Below are 14,058 nucleotides of genomic sequence, written 5' to 3'. Positions count from 1 at the left end.
CTACGTTTCTGAGGGCGCCGCTTCCTGGAGGAGCCCTACGCGGCGGACTTTCGACGTACCGGCACGGCCCGCTCCCTGGTCTCGTCGCCGGGTGCGGTATTTGTTTTTCAGCCCGCTCGGGGGATCGCCAGGGTAGGCCCGAGAGGGGCCACGGGATGATCTTTCTAGTGAGTCACCGTACGGTCTGCGGTTGGGGCCGGGGAGTTCGCCAGTCTGGAGGGCGGCGAAGTCGGCGTGGGCCGCCTCGACCGCTTCGGGGTGCGCCTCGCGCTTGGCGTGCTCGGCGAGCGCGCGGTAGATGCTGGCGACGGACGGGCTCAGCCCTTTGCGCTTGCCGGTGGGGATGATCAGGTCGGGCTGGATCTGCTCGACGGACTCGCCGTTCGCCCTCCGCCGGAGCACGGTGTGCAGCATGTCGTCGGTGGTGACCGGCGGCCGTGCTTGCCTTTGCGGGCCGCGGTGTCGAGCCCCTCCAGCGTCGACTCCCGGATGTTCTCCCGCTCGGTCTCCGTCGCCGCCGCGAAGAACGCGCAGCGGCGCCGCGCCGGTGGGGTCGTAGATGCCGGGCAGGGGCCCGGCGAGCATCTCCAGGACCAGGCCGTGGGCGGTGAGGTGGTCGGCGAGTGCGGTGAGTTCGGCGGCGTCGCGGCCGAGCCGCTTCATCTCGTGCACGGTGAAGATGACTCGGCAGTGCGGGGCGTGCGGCTTGATCTCCCGCGCCGTACGCAGGGCCGCCTCGAACTGGGGGCGGACCCGTACCCGGGTGCTGATCTTCTCGCTGAAGATCTTGTCGCGGGGGATGCCGTGCGCGGTGAGCGCGTCGAGCTGGGAGCCGAGGGTCGAGCAACGGGCGTAGCCGATGCGGATGGCCGCGACAGCCGGGGGCGGGGTGCCGGGCCGCCAGGGCTTGCCGGGGTTGCGGTCCGCAGGGGTCGGCACCCGCAGCGCCTTCTTCAGGCGGGGCACCTGGGTGAAGCGGCGGGTGTGGTAGGCGGAGGCGACCGCGCCGCCGCGCGAGCGGCACGGTGAGCCGGGCTGTGCGTCGCGCTTCGGACAGGTGTGCTGTTCGATGTCGTCCACCGTTCGACCGGTCGGACGGTGAGGGGTGCTGCGGGTCCGTCATGGGCTCGGATTTTCGCAAAATGTTCTCTCAGAAGGGGGTCCGCCTCCTTTTTGAGTGAGAGGTCAGGTGAGACGGTCCGGGCCGGTGCGTTGCCGGTCGACGGTCATCGTGCGAAAACGCAACTGGCCGACAATGTCGAGTGTCTCACCGCGCTGTGCCTCTCCGCGGGTCAGCGCGTTGCCCGGAGGCGGGATCGAGAAGGGGCAATTCGCTGCTGGTCTCACCTGGCGGTGTCCGCGCGGGTGGATAGGCCGCTCTGCGCCGCCCGGAAAATGTCTTTAGTCTGTTTTCGTGGACACCGGAACCCACCTCTTGGAGGACCCCGTGACCAGTGCCGACACCCGCACGGACATCGCCACGGTGGACCGGCCCGGGCCCCGGCAGGACTTGTCGGCGTTCGTGGGGAACCACTTCATCTACACCTATGCCAACGGGTGGCGGTACGAGTGGTACGCGCGCAACGAGCGGGAGTGCGACTACCGCATCCACCACGGTCTGGTCGGGGGACGCTGGGTGACCCGGCAGGCGATGGACCTGGCACAGGTCGCGGACGGGATGTACAAGGCGGACTGGCACGAGCCGACCGGGACCTGCGTCAGTTTGCTCTTCGACCTGCCCGCACGGCGGCTGCACGGCACGATCTTCTTCCCGCGGTGGATCGCGGGCGAGGGGCAGCACCCCGAGAGGACCATCTGCTACCAGAACGAGTTCACCGAGGACATGCACGCCTTCCGCGACGCCGGGCCGGCCTACCCATACGTGATCATCCCCGAGTTCGCTGCCATCACCTACCAGGAGCAGCGCGGCCGGGACAACGACGAGGTGATCGCCGCCGCCCCCGGTCAGCTCCCGGACGGCTACACCGAACGGACCAACTGACGTACTTGCCGCCGGCTCGCCCACACAGCAGGAGCGCACCCCATGCAGGTCACCATCATCGGGTCGGGGAACATGGCGGGCGGCATCGCCACCCGCGCCCTCAGCGGCGGACACCGCGTACGGCTGGAGGATCGGGACGCCGCGAAGGCGCGTGCCCTCGCCGACTCGCTCACATAGGCCGATCGCATGTCGCATGCGGTGGCGACGGCAGCCTCACTGATTCCCGAAGGGATCTCTGTCGCCACCCGGTATCTCGATCTTGCCGGTGTCTTCTCCTGCGCGCTGCTGGGAGGCGCCGTAGCCCGCACGGCAGGTCTGGACCTGTACGGGTTCCTGGTGGTGGGCATCATCTCCGGTCTGGGTGGCGGCATGATCAGGGACGTGCTGCTGCAGCACGGCACGCCTGTGGCCCTGACCGATTACGCCTACATGCTGACCGCCATCGCCGGTGCCATGGTGGTCTTCCTCATCAGCATCAGTGAACAGTCGTGGACGCGGCTCTTCACCGCCCTCGATGCCGCCGTTCTGGGGTTCTGGGCGGTCGCCGGAGCCAGCAAGACCCTCGCTGCGGGGCTGGGGTGGCTTCCGGCGATCCTGTTGGGCACCATCTCCGCCGTCGGCGGGGGCGCCCTGCGCGATGTCGTCCTGGGCCGGAGGCCGTCCATCTTCGGCGGCAACAGCCTGTATGCCACCGTCGCCACGGTGGTCGCCGCGGTCACGGTGGTCTGCGCATATCTCGGCATGCCGACGGTGGGTGTCGTTGTGGGGATCGCCCTGGCACTGGCCTTCCGGCTGACCGCGGTACGGCGGGGCTGGAACCTGCCCAACAGCCTGGAGTGGCAGCCCGGCACCGGGACGGCCGCGACACTGCGGCACGGCATCGCCTTCCGCAAGGCCAGGAAACACCAGTCCGACCCAGGCAAGGAGACATCATGAACGACGTGAACCGTGCGGTACTGTCCGGCCTCGCCGAAATCCGCGCCGATCTGGAGGGCCTCTACCGGGACGTGCACCAGCACCCCGAACTCGGCCTGCAGGAGCATCGCACAGCGCAGAAGGTCTCCGATTTCCTGCGGGGCTTCGGCTACGAGGTCACCGACGGCATCGGCGGCACCGGCGTGATCGGGGTTCTGCGCAACGGCGACGGCCCCACCGTCATGTCCCGCGCGGACATGGACGCCCTCCCTGTCCGTGAGCAGACGGGCCTGCCCTACGCGTCCACCGTGACCACGACCGACGGGAACGACACCGAGCAGCCGGTCATGCACGCCTGCGGCCACGATGTCCACGTGACCGCACTCGTGGGCTGCGCACAGCTCATGGCTCAGTCACAGGACTCCTGGCACGGCACCTTCGTGGCCCTCTTCCAGCCCTCGGAAGAGAACGGCGACGGAGCGGAAGCCATGATCAACGACGGGCTCACCACGAAGGCGCCGAAACCCGACGTGGTCCTGGCTCAGCACGTCCTGCCCTATCCCGCCGGCTACGTCGGCACCCGCCCGGGATCCTTCCTGTCGGCCGCGGACAGCCTGCGCATCACCCTCCACGGCCGCGGGGCGCACGGCTCCATGCCTCAGGCCGCGGTCGACCCCATCGTGCTCGCCGCGTTGATCATCGTGCGCCTGCAGACGATCGTCTCCCGTGAACTCGCCGCCACCACACCCGCCGTCCTCACCGTGGGCAGCATCCACGCCGGCAACGGGCCCAACGTCATCCCTGACAGCGCCGTCATCGAACTCAACGTCCGCACCTACGACGACGCCACCCGCAAACAGGTCCGCCAGGCGATCGAACGCATCGTCCGCACCGAGAGCGAGGCATCGCGCTCACCGAAGGCACCCGAGATCGAGCAGATCACCTCCTTCCCTCCCACCGTCAACGACGACGAAGCAACCCAGCGCGTCGCCGACGCATTCGCCGCCTACTTCACCGACGACGCACACACCATCGACCTGCAGACCGCCAGCGAAGACATGAGTGAGGTCCCCGACGCCTTCGGCGTGCCTTTCACCTACTGGGGCATCGGCGGCATCGACGCCAAGCTGTACGCCGAGGCCGCCGAGAAGGGCAGCATCGCCCAGGACATCCCGGTCAACCACAGCCCCGACTTCGCCCCCGTCATCCAGCCCACCCTCGACACCGCAGTCAGCGCAATGACGGTGGCGGCCCTCGCCTGGCTCGGCCGCTGACCAGGCAGCCTTTCCATGGCCGGCGCAGGCCCCCGTCGCGTGGCGTGCGGCGCTCCCGGAGGTTGGTCACGGGTCCTCCCCTTCGGTCAGGCCGCTTCGGTGAAACCGGTGCTGGTCAGATCCTGCTCGCGCAGCGGGGAGATGTGGGGCCAGGTCCTCGGGGTCGATCTCCCATCCCTCCTCCAGGAGCTGGCGGACGATCTCAGCGATGTCCAGGGCGTTGTGGAAGAGGACGGCGTTGACCAGGTCGGCGATGGCCTCGTTGAGCAGCACGAGGGAGAAGTGCCGGTTCGCCACGTACGCCAGTTCGCGCCCGCTCACGCCCGGGATGTGCCGGGCCGCCTCGTACGGGCCCATGTTGGTGCCCTTCACGAAGGTGGTGAGCACGTACCGGCCGAACGGATCGGCGAACTTCGGGTCGTGGCCCGAGGGCGGGCCGAAGCGGCGCCACCACTGCACCCAGTACGCGGTCCGCGCGCAGATGCCGATCAGAGTGCGCTCCGGCATCCTCGCCTTGACCTCCTGCTCCAGCCGCTTCGCCGACGGCCGCTGCCCCTCCGGGCGGTGCACCTTGAGCGACGGGATGCCGGTGGACGGGTCGATCACCAGGCTCTCGTTGTCCGGGTACCCGGCGTCGGCCGCCGCGGCGGCGGCCCGCGGCCGGTCCTCCAGCTGGCGACGGAAGACTCCGGCGTCGAAGCCGACGGCCTCGCCCTCGTCCTCGGCGAGCCCGATCTCCACCAGGTTGGCGGGCAGCTCCTCCTCGACGATCTCCCACGCGAGCAGCTGCTTGGACCAGTCGCCGTACTCCTCCGATCCGGCCACCGCCACATCACCGGTGCGCAGTTCCTCGGCGAGGTAGGTGAAGACCATCGCCTCGAAGTGCCGGCGCACGAACTGCCCCGGCCGCGTCCGGTCGGCCACGGCCATCTGCCAGTTCTGCGTGGCGAAGGAGATGTCGACCGCGCGGCCGTCCTCACCGAGCGCGCTGATGTACTCGCCGCGGGCCGCCTGGTTGCGGCGGGCGTGCGCGAGCGTGGCCAGCACCGTCCGGTCCTCCGAGGTCGCGGCGGACTCCGACTTCCCGGCCAGGTCGAACATCAGGGCCCGGTCCCGGCCGATCTGCCCGTACAGCGGCACCTCCCAGAAGTTGCCGTGGTGGGCGAAGACCTTCTCGATCTGTTCGTACTCCCTGGCGAACCCGCCGAACCCCTCCACCGCCCTGGTCACCGTGCCCAGTCCTCCGGCCTGCACCGTCATGGCCTTGAGGAAGGCGAGCACCGCCGGGGAGACCTTCCCCTCCAGCCGCCGGGCGACCTCGTCGGCCGGAGCCTGTTCGTCCAGGCCCTGAAGGGCTCCGGCCGACTCGGCGGTCAGCGCGGCGGCCTTCGCCAGCGCCTCCTGGGCCGGGCCGCCGTCGTCGAGGTGCTTGAGCACCGTGCGGTAGTTGCTGATCAGCGTCTCGGTCAGCTCCCGCTCGGCGAGCCGGAGCGCCTCCAGCTCCTCCTTCGTCTTCTTCGTCTTCGACCCGACCCGCTTGCAGAACATCGGCGCTAGCTCGTCCCGCACCCGCATCCGTGCCTTATGTACCAGGCACGCCATCAACGCGACCCGCTTGACGGGCGTGTACGCCTTCAGCTCGGACGCGTCCGCCTCCCCGGCGAAGTCCGTGACCTTCCGCGGCGCCACACCGTCCGTCCACAGCCCGGAATCGCCCAGCCCGTCCAGCCGTTCCAGCTGCGCGATCAGCCGCTTGGAGTGCGACCAGGTCGGACTCTGCGTGAACTGCTTCAGCCGGTTGTACTGCGTGGTGCCGTCCGCGTCGCGCTCCTCCAGGAGCCGCAGCAGCCCCGCCCGCTCCACCGCGCTCATCGCGTCCAGGGTGGAGAACGCCGGCAGCTCCAGCCCGGCCTCCACGACCTTCTCCAGCGCGGTGTTGATCAGGTCCGCCGGGCGGTTCTTCACCGCGGCCTCGCTGCGAATCGACGCCTCGGCGATCCCCCCGCCCGGCTGTTCAGGCCGATGGGGGGCTGGGGGCGCAGCCCCAGGGGTGTGCGGCTCAGGGCAGGCGGGGAAAGCGGGCTTCCAGGTTCCAGATGGCCGGGTTGTCCCGGAGCCCTTCGTGGAGGTCCGTCAGGTCGGCCAGGATGTCGTGGAGGAAGTCGCGGGCCTCGCGGCGGAGTTCGGTGTGGGAGAAGGTGAGCGGGGGCTCGTCCGCGGGCATCCAGTCCGACTCGATGTCCACCCAGCCGAAGCGGCGCTCGAAGAGCATGCGGTCGGTGGACTCGGTGAAGTCCAGTTCGGCGCGCTGGGGGCGGGAGGCCCTGCTGCCCATGGGGTCCTGGTCGATCTGTTCGACGATGTCGCACAGGGCCCACGCGAAGTCGAGCACGGGTACCCATCCCCAGCCCGTGGACAGCTCCCGGTCCGTCTTCGTGTCGGCGAGGTAGACGTCTCCGCAGAACAGGTCGTGGCGCAGAGCGTGGACGTCCGCACGGCGGTAGTCGGTCTGCGGGGGGTCCGGGAAGCGGGAGGAGAGGGCGTAGCCGATGTCGAGCACGTGGGTGATGGTGTCACGCCGTTCTAGGATCTCCGCCATGTCCCGGTCTGTTGTCCTTGGTCCCGTCGCGGTTCTGCTGGTGTGCGTTCTGGTCGGCTGCGACGGGGGTGTGGAGGGGGTCGCGGGGTCCTCCGGGGTGCGGGATCCGTATTTTCCCAAGGCGGGGAACGGGGGGTACGACGTCACGCATTACGGGCTCACGCTCGACTACGAGCCGAGGACCCGGCGGCTGGTCGGGAAGGCGGAGATCCGGGCTCGGGCGGAGAAGGACCTCAGCGCGTTCAACCTTGATCTGAAAGGGATGGACGTGCGGTCGGTCGAGGTGGGGGGAGAGCCCGCTCGGTTCAACCGCAGTGGTGATCATGAGTTGACCGTTCGGCCGCGTGAGGATCTGGGCGGCGGGGATTCCTTTGTGGCGGTGGTGCGCTACGAGGGGGTGCCGGAGGTCGTCACCGATCCCGATGGTTCGGAGGAGGGGTGGCTTCCCACCGAGGACGGGGCTCTGGGGCTGGGGGAGCCCACCGGGTCCATGGCGTGGTTTCCCGGGAATCACCATCCGGGCGACAAGGCTTCGTACGACATCGTCGTTGATGTGCCCGAGGGGCTGGAGGTCGTATCCGTCGGGGAGTTGCGCGAGAAGACGGTGGACGGTGGGCGGGCTGTTTTCGACTGGCGGGTCTCGGAGCCTGTGGCCTCCTATGTGGTGACCGTGGCCGTGGGGGAGTTCGAGGTTCGTCGGTCGGTGGCGGGGCGGCTGCCTGTCTATGTGGCTGTGGATCCCGAGGAGGCTGAGGCCGGCGCTGAGGTGCTCGATCGCATTCCCGAGGTCATGGAGTGGGCTCAGGACAACTTCGGGCCTTATCCGTTCTCGTCGACGGGCGCGATCGTGGAGCGGGAGGACGACGCCGGGTACGCCCTGGAGACCCAGAACCGGCCCGTGTTCCCCGGTGCGCCCGGCGTGGAGCTTCTCGTGCACGAGCTGGTCCATCAGTGGTACGGGAACTCCGTCACCCCGAAGTCGTGGCGTGACATGTGGCTGAACGAGGGCTTCGCCACGTACGCCGAGTGGCTGTGGGACGAGGACCACGGCGGGGATTCCGTACAGGACGTCTTCGACGCGCTGTACGAGGGTGACTATTTCGAGGAGGAGGCGGAGAGCGATGGTGTCTGGGCTTTTCCGCCCGCCCGCCCGCCGGATGCCGCGCGGATCTCCGACAGCCCGGTGTACGAGCGGGGTGCCATGGTGCTGCACAAAGTTCGGCGGACGGTCGGTGACGAGGTGTTCTTCGACATCCTGCGGGGGTGGGCCGCCGGCCGGCGGCATGGCAACGCGGACACGGACGACTTCACCGCCTTTGTGGAGAAGGCGGCGCCGGACGAGGACTTCTCCGGGATCTGGGACGACTGGTTGTACGGGGAGGGGCGGCCCAGGAGTCCCTGAGGCCCACGGGACAGCCCTCAGTGAAGGATTTTGCGTAGTACCGCGCAGGGGCGGCCCAACCGGCGGTCCTCGCGGTGGCCGATCGTCTCGTATCCGATCGTCGTCCAGAAGGCGAAGGCCCCGGGGTTGTTGTCCAGGGCCGCCAGGCGCACGGCGTCCCGGCCCGCCTCGCGGAAGCGGTCCTCGATGCGTGCCGCCAGCCGCCGTCCGTGGCCCTGGCCCTGGTGGGCGGCGTCGACCAGCAGCAGGCCGATCCAGGGGTCGGGGTCGCCCGGGTCCGGGTGATGGGCGAGCGTGATCGCGATCGCGACGAGCTGTCCGGCGCTGCGGGCCTGGAGGACCTCCACGTCCGGGTTGGCCAGTTCGTCCGCCAGTGCCTTCGCGACCTGCTCCGGGCGGATGTCGTGCGGGTCGGGGAAGTCACCGCTGAGGGCGTAGAACGCGTGGTTCGAGGCGTAGAGCGCGGTGAGTTCGGTGAGGAGGGGGCCCGGCAGGTCGTGGTCCGGGGTGAGGGTGAGTGGTTCGAGGATCACGCCGGGAAGGGTAGGCGCTCCGAGGGGGGTGAGGGGTGGCGGCTGGTCGCGCCGGTTCTCCGCGACCGAGGGGCCCCGGTCCGGCTGCAGCCGGACCGGGGCCCCTCGCGGTCTTGCGCGTGCTGGATCAGACGTTGACGCCGAAGTCCTTGGCGATGCCCGTGAGGCCGGACGCGTAGCCCTGGCCGACCGCGCGGAACTTCCACTCCGCGCCGTTGCGGTACAGCTCTCCGAAGACCATGGCCGTCTCCGTGGCCGCGTCCTCCGAGAGGTCGTAGCGGGCGAGCTCGGTGCCGCCGGCCTGGTTCACGATGCGGATGTACGCGTTGCGGACCTGGCCGAAGTTCTGCGAGCGCGTCTCGGCGTCGTAGATGGAGACCGGGAAGACGATCTTGTCGACGTCGGCCGGGAGGCCCGCGAGGTTGACGTTGATCGCCTCGTCGTCGCCGGCGCCTTCACCCGTGCGGTTGTCGCCCGTGTGGACGATCGTCTGGTCCGGGGTCTGCTTGTTGTTGAAGAAGATGAAGTGGGCGTCCGAGTAGACCTTGCCCTCGGGGTTGACCGCGATGGCCGAGGCGTCCAGGTCGAAGTCGGTTCCCGTGGTGGAGCGGACGTCCCAGCCGAGGCCCACGGTGACGGCGGTCAGGCCCGGAGCCTCCTTGGTGAGCGAGACGTTGCCACCCTTGGACAGGCTTACAGCCATTGTTGGGAGTCCTTCCCTCGTTATTCGTGCGTACGGATCGTGCGGTGCTGCGCGTCGGGCTTCGTACGGGACGAAGCTACCGCCATCCCTAAGAACGCCGAGGGGGGTCCCCAGGGTTCCGCTCCTCTTTACTTTCTTTACCTGCGGGGCCGCAGGGCCGGGCCGGTGACCGTTTCGGTGCCGAAAAGCTGGTGACGTGGACCGGACGGACAAGGGACCATGGATCCATGTCCGGTCCTTACGTCATCCGTGGCTCCGTCTCGCTGCCCGAGGCCGAGCTCATGTGGCGTTTCTCGCGCTCCTCCGGGCCGGGCGGCCAGCACGTCAACACGACCGACTCGCAGGTCGAACTGCGCTTCGACCTCGCGAAGACCCAGTCGCTGCCGCCGGTGTGGAAGGAGCGCGCACTCGCCAAGCTCGCCGACCGGCTGGTCGACGGGGTCGTCGCGGTGCGCGCCTCCGAGCACCGGTCCCAGTGGCGCAACCGGGAGACAGCGGCCGTGCGGCTCGCCTCCCTGCTCGCCGAGGCCAGCGCCCCGCCGCCCAGGGCCCGCCGGGCCACCCGTATTCCGCGAGGCCTCAATGAGCGTCGGCTTCGCGAGAAGAAACAGCGGGGCGACACGAAGCGTGGGCGTTCCGGGCGCGACTGGGGGTGAGGGGGGGAGAGGGGGTGAGGGGGTGAGGAAAAGGGTGTCGGGTGGGTTCGGCTCTTCCCTCGGCTCTTCCCTCGGCTCTTTTCCCGGCACGGGTTTGTGACGGCGGGAAAAAAAGCACCGGAGACACGTGTGGCGGGCGCCCGCACGGCTTCACAGTCGTACACGGTCGGAAACCCGGCGGACTTTCGGAAGCGGCGCTAGCCCAACTGCCGGTAACGGCCCCGGAAATACGTGAGCGGTCCGCCGTCGGCGCCCGGCACCGAGGACGTCAGGACGCGGCCGATCACCAGGGTGTGGTCGCCCGCGGTCACCCGTTGCTCGGTGCGGCATTCCAGGGTCGCCAGGGCGCCGTTCAGCAGTGGCGCGCCGGACTCCTTCCCCCGGACGAACGGCACGTCCGCGAAGAGGAGGCGGTCCGAGATGCGGTTCTTCATGGCGAAGCGGCTCGCGACGGAGCTCTGGCTCTCGGCCAGCAGGGAGACCGCCCACAGGGGCTGTTCGTCGAGCAGGTCGTCCATGCGGGAGCCCTCGCGCAGGCCGATGAGGACCAGGGGCGGGTCCAGGGACACGGACATGAAGGAGGTCGCCGTCATGCCGACGTCCTCACCGCTCGGGCCGTCCGGGTCGGCCTGCGGCTCGTGCGCGGTCACCAGGACCACGCCGGCGGCCAGCCGGGACATGGCCGCGCGGAACTCGTCGTTGCTCACCCCCACAGCATGCACGGGCGGGGCGGGCGGAGCTGCAGAGGGAGTGTTCAGCACACGAAGACGCTATTCTCCGCCGTCGGTGGACACATCCGACCAACGTCCGAACCGGGTCCTAGGACTGAAGTGGGAGTGTGACTCGGATCTCTTACCTGGCGCGCGCACATCTTCCACCAATTTGCGTTCAGTAAACGCACCGCGAAAACGCAGAAACTCTACTCAATTGTTCATCTTCGCCTGTGACTTGAGTCACAGGTGCCATATTTTGTTGACCCTGTGTACCGAGTGGGCAGCGCGCTGTGATTCAGTGGCGGGGAAGCTGGCAGGTAGTAGACGGGGAGAGGGCCCTGGAGTTGCTGTCGAGGTCTTCGAGGGGAGGGCGAATGGAGACCGAGTCGGAGCCGTACGTCCGCCTTGCGACCCTGCGGCAGCTGCACACGGTCATGGCGGACATGAACACGGCCCGCAGCCTGGCCGACACGCTGCAGACCGTGGCCGACGGAGTCGTCAACGGACTCGGCTACGAACTGGCCTGCGTCAACCTCGTCGGTCCCGACGGCGACCTGGTGGTCGCCGCCCTCGCCGGCAACTCCGCCGCCGAGGCGCTCATCACCGGCCGCACCGGCTCCCGCGAATCCTGGGAGCGCCGGCTGAACATGGGCGAGGCGTGGGGCGACCTGCGGTTCATACCGCACACCGAGGGCTGGGTCCTCGACGAGGACGACGTCCCGCAGTGGTACACCGACGGGCCCGAACCGCGCTTCGAGGACGAGTGGCACCCCGCCGACCGGCTCTTCGCCCCCATGTACACCCCGAGCGTCCCCGGCGGCTCCTGCGGTGAGCTGATAGGCGTCCTGTCCGTGGACCGTCCGCGCAACGGACGGCATCCGGGCGCATGGGGCCGCGAAGCCCTGCAGATGTACGCGTTCCAGGCCGCCATCGCCATCAGCAACGCACGTCTGCGAGCCAACATGCAGCGCGCGCTGGTCCGCCTGGAGCGTGAGCAGCAGGCGCTGCGGGCCAGCGAGGAAAGCTTCCGGCAGGCCTTCGAGTACGCGCCCTCCGGCATGGCCGTCGCCGAGATGGGCGGCGACCAGCACGGCCGGATCCTGCGAACGAACGACGCGCTGTGCCGGCTCCTGGGCCGCCCCGCCTCCTCGATGCGCCGCTACTCGTTCTCCGACCTCGTCCACCCCGAGGACATCGGCACCCTGCTCAGGACCTCCGCCGAGGGCGGCCGTGCCGAGCTGCGACTCTGCCGCCGCGACGGGACGTACGTGTGGGTGTCGCTGCGCAACAGCGTGGTCGCGGACGCCGCCGACGGGCCGCGCTTCCTGCTCACCCACGTCGAGGACATCGAGGAGCGCAAGCGCCGCGAGCTGCAGCTCGCCCACCGCGCCTCCCACGACGCCCTCACCGGCCTGCCGAACTCCGCGGAGCTGCGCTCCCGGCTCGCCGCCCGGCTGTGCGCCCGCCCCACGGCGGCGGAACCCGGCGTGGTCGACACGATCGACGCGGCGTACGGGGAAGTGGTGGCCGCGCGCAACGCGAGTGCCAACGCCTACGACGTGAACGCCTACGACGTGAACGGGCACGGCTTCGACTACCGGCCGGTCCCGGACGCCCTGGGCGCGTACGACCACCATGTGCACACCGTCACACCCGAGGGGGAGCGGGACGACGGCACGAAGGGGCTCGCGGTGCTCTTCTGCGACCTCGACGGCTTCAAGTCGATCAACGACCGCTTCGGGCACAACGCCGGTGACTACGTGCTGATCGAGGTGGCCCGCAGGCTGGGCGGCGCCGTGCGCGACGGGGACACGGTCGCCCGGCTCGGCGGCGACGAGTTCGTGGTGCTCGCCGACGGGCTCGGCCGGGCCGACGCGGAGGACCTCGCGGTGCGGCTGCGCAACGAGATAATCCAGCCGATCCGGGTCGACGGACGGGCCATGCGGGTCGGCGCCAGCTTCGGTATCGGGTGGGCACATTGCGGCATGACGGCGGACGAGGTCCTGCAGTCCGCTGACGAGCGGATGTACGTAGAGAAACGGTCTCGTCCCAAAGCGCACAGGCGTGCCGGCTGAGCCGCAGATCAGCGCCGTCGTGCGAGCTGAGTCACCCGTTCGGGGCACCGGGACCGGGTAGGCTCGCCTTTCGATCCCCCGTACCGCATCTGTACCGCACCCGCTAGGAGACCAAGGGATGACGCCCGGCAACAACGGCGCGAGCACGCCCGAGGACGACGACCCGTTCGGCTATCTGTACGAGGACGGGAAGGCCGCCGGAGCCCAGCCGCCGAGCGGCGGTGGTGGTTACGGCTACCCCGGCTCGGTCAACCGGGTGCGTCCGGTCGGTGAGCGCAAGTACGGCCAGTCCGCCGCGCAGGCCGCCCCCACCGCGCAGTACGGGCAGGTGCCGCCGCAGCAGGGCACGTACGGGCAGCCGAACGCGAACGCGAACTACGCCACGTCCGAGAACTTCTCCGGTGGCGCGCCCACCACGCACCAGCAGACGCACGGCGGCCGGGGCGGTGGCGGCCGGGGCCGCGGGCCCAACACCAAGGGTCTGCTGATCGGCGCCGTCGCCGTCGTCGCGGCGGTGGTGATCGGCATCGGTATCGCGATGCTCGGCGGGGACTCGGACGACGACAAGAGCGGCGACGACACCGCGGGGCCGACCGCGTCGGCAGGCCAGAGCGCCCAGCCGAGCGAGACGTCCAGCAAGGAGGCCGAGGAGTCGGCGGCCGAGCTGCCCGACATCGACGCGAAGGCCCTGAAGCTCGGTGCCGGTGTGACGACCGCCTCGGACATCGAGGGCGCGAGCGCGGCGGGCGGCATCTATGTGACCGGCCTCAACCAGGTCGGCGCCGAGGTCACCTGGACCGTCAACGGCATCCCGAAGTCCGGCACGTACACCGTCTTCACGAAGTACAGCGTCGCCGGCAAGGACGCCAAGATGACGCTCACCGTGAACGGCAAGGAGTTCGGCACCAAGCTGAACCTCGGCAACTTCGCGAAGGCCGGGGAGAACGAGTGGGAGAAGGGGTGGACGGAGACTTACTCCTGGCCCACTCTCACCAAGGGCACGAACACGATCTCCATCTCCTGCCAGCAGGGTGACGACTGCGATGTCCTTCTTGACCAGCTCCGGTTGAAGGCGGGGCAGGTCAAGAACTGAGGGGCGGTTCTGGGGGTTTCCGCTGGCCGCTGTTGTCGGGTGCGGGTCCGGTGGGGCCTGGTTGCGCCGTTCCCCGCGCCCCTGAGGGCGAGA

General features: G+C 69.4%; 14 protein-coding genes. 8 read left to right on the top strand and 6 right to left on the bottom strand.

What is annotated here, in order from left to right:
• The gene (locus tag ACIOKD_RS15820; RefSeq protein WP_402083527.1) at positions 1-1,080 is read right to left on the bottom strand and encodes a recombinase family protein; all 1,080 of its coding nucleotides are present in this window, start codon (positions 1,078-1,080) and stop codon (positions 1-3) included.
• A 334-nt stretch (positions 1,081-1,414) separates the two neighbouring features.
• Here ACIOKD_RS15820 and ACIOKD_RS15815 point away from each other — a divergent pair, with 334 nt between their 5' ends.
• The 4 genes from ACIOKD_RS15815 to ACIOKD_RS15800 are packed head-to-tail and all read left to right on the top strand — an operon-like array spanning position 1,415 to position 4,191.
• Positions 1,415-2,002, top strand: a complete 588-nt coding sequence (locus ACIOKD_RS15815; RefSeq protein ID WP_402083524.1) for a phenolic acid decarboxylase — start codon at positions 1,415-1,417, stop codon at positions 2,000-2,002.
• A gap of 42 nt (positions 2,003-2,044) precedes the next feature.
• Positions 2,045-2,179 carry an NAD(P)-binding domain-containing protein gene (locus ACIOKD_RS15810; RefSeq protein ID WP_402083521.1) on the top strand — a complete coding sequence of 45 codons (135 nt, stop codon included), beginning with the start codon at positions 2,045-2,047 and terminating at the stop codon, positions 2,177-2,179.
• 9 nt (positions 2,180-2,188) lie between these two features.
• A complete protein-coding gene (locus ACIOKD_RS15805) occupies positions 2,189-2,938 on the top strand; it encodes a trimeric intracellular cation channel family protein (protein ID WP_402083520.1) in 750 nt (249 codons plus the stop codon).
• Entirely contained in the window at positions 2,935-4,191 is a 1,257-nt protein-coding gene (locus tag ACIOKD_RS15800; protein ID WP_402083517.1) for a M20 family metallopeptidase, read from the top strand. The genes ACIOKD_RS15805 and ACIOKD_RS15800 overlap by 4 nt, the downstream gene beginning before the upstream one ends.
• Positions 4,192-4,257: 66 nt before the next feature.
• Here the strand turns inward: ACIOKD_RS15800 and ACIOKD_RS15795 are convergent, their stop codons facing one another.
• Both ACIOKD_RS15795 and ACIOKD_RS15790 read right to left on the bottom strand, forming a co-directional pair.
• Positions 4,258-6,156, bottom strand: a complete 1,899-nt coding sequence (locus tag ACIOKD_RS15795; RefSeq protein ID WP_402083514.1) for a Tn3 family transposase — start codon at positions 6,154-6,156, stop codon at positions 4,258-4,260.
• 94 nt (positions 6,157-6,250) lie between these two features.
• Positions 6,251-6,751 (bottom strand): hypothetical protein, encoded by a 501-nt coding sequence (locus ACIOKD_RS15790; protein WP_402083573.1) that lies wholly within the window; start codon positions 6,749-6,751, stop codon positions 6,251-6,253.
• 37 nt (positions 6,752-6,788) lie between these two features.
• Between ACIOKD_RS15790 and ACIOKD_RS15785 the strand changes: the two genes are divergently transcribed.
• Positions 6,789-8,192 (top strand): M1 family metallopeptidase, encoded by a 1,404-nt coding sequence (locus ACIOKD_RS15785; protein ID WP_402083511.1) that lies wholly within the window; start codon positions 6,789-6,791, stop codon positions 8,190-8,192.
• A 17-nt stretch (positions 8,193-8,209) separates the two neighbouring features.
• On the opposite strand, the gene ACIOKD_RS15780 is transcribed toward ACIOKD_RS15785, so the two are convergent.
• On the bottom strand, positions 8,210-8,725 hold the full coding sequence (locus ACIOKD_RS15780; RefSeq protein ID WP_402083508.1) for a GNAT family N-acetyltransferase: 516 nt from the start codon (positions 8,723-8,725) through the stop codon (positions 8,210-8,212).
• A 127-nt stretch (positions 8,726-8,852) separates the two neighbouring features.
• Positions 8,853-9,428 (bottom strand): TerD family protein, encoded by a 576-nt coding sequence (locus ACIOKD_RS15775; RefSeq protein ID WP_398289711.1) that lies wholly within the window; start codon positions 9,426-9,428, stop codon positions 8,853-8,855.
• Between the two features lie 227 nt (positions 9,429-9,655).
• On the opposite strand from ACIOKD_RS15775, the gene arfB reads away from it, so the two are divergent.
• On the top strand, positions 9,656-10,084 hold the full coding sequence (gene arfB / locus ACIOKD_RS15770) for an alternative ribosome rescue aminoacyl-tRNA hydrolase ArfB (RefSeq protein WP_402083504.1): 429 nt from the start codon (positions 9,656-9,658) through the stop codon (positions 10,082-10,084).
• 197 nt (positions 10,085-10,281) lie between these two features.
• Here arfB and ACIOKD_RS15765 read toward each other — a convergent pair whose 3' ends face one another.
• Positions 10,282-10,845, bottom strand: a complete 564-nt coding sequence (locus ACIOKD_RS15765; protein ID WP_402083502.1) for a flavin reductase family protein — start codon at positions 10,843-10,845, stop codon at positions 10,282-10,284.
• A 326-nt stretch (positions 10,846-11,171) separates the two neighbouring features.
• Between ACIOKD_RS15765 and cdgB the strand changes: the two genes are divergently transcribed.
• Together cdgB and ACIOKD_RS15755 are read left to right on the top strand one after the other, a co-directional pair.
• A complete protein-coding gene (gene cdgB / locus ACIOKD_RS15760) occupies positions 11,172-12,872 on the top strand; it encodes a diguanylate cyclase CdgB (protein ID WP_402083499.1) in 1,701 nt (566 codons plus the stop codon).
• Positions 12,873-12,990: 118 nt separating this feature from the next.
• Positions 12,991-13,965, top strand: coding sequence for a carbohydrate-binding protein (locus ACIOKD_RS15755; protein ID WP_402083497.1), 975 nt, complete (start codon positions 12,991-12,993; stop codon positions 13,963-13,965).
• Positions 13,966-14,058 lie beyond the last annotated feature (93 nt).

Source organism: Streptomyces sp. NPDC087844, assembly GCF_044742785.1.
GTDB lineage: Bacteria > Actinomycetota > Actinomycetes > Streptomycetales > Streptomycetaceae > Streptomyces.
Note: the sequence above shows the minus strand (reverse complement) of the source record. Positions and strands in the feature narration are given on the sequence as shown.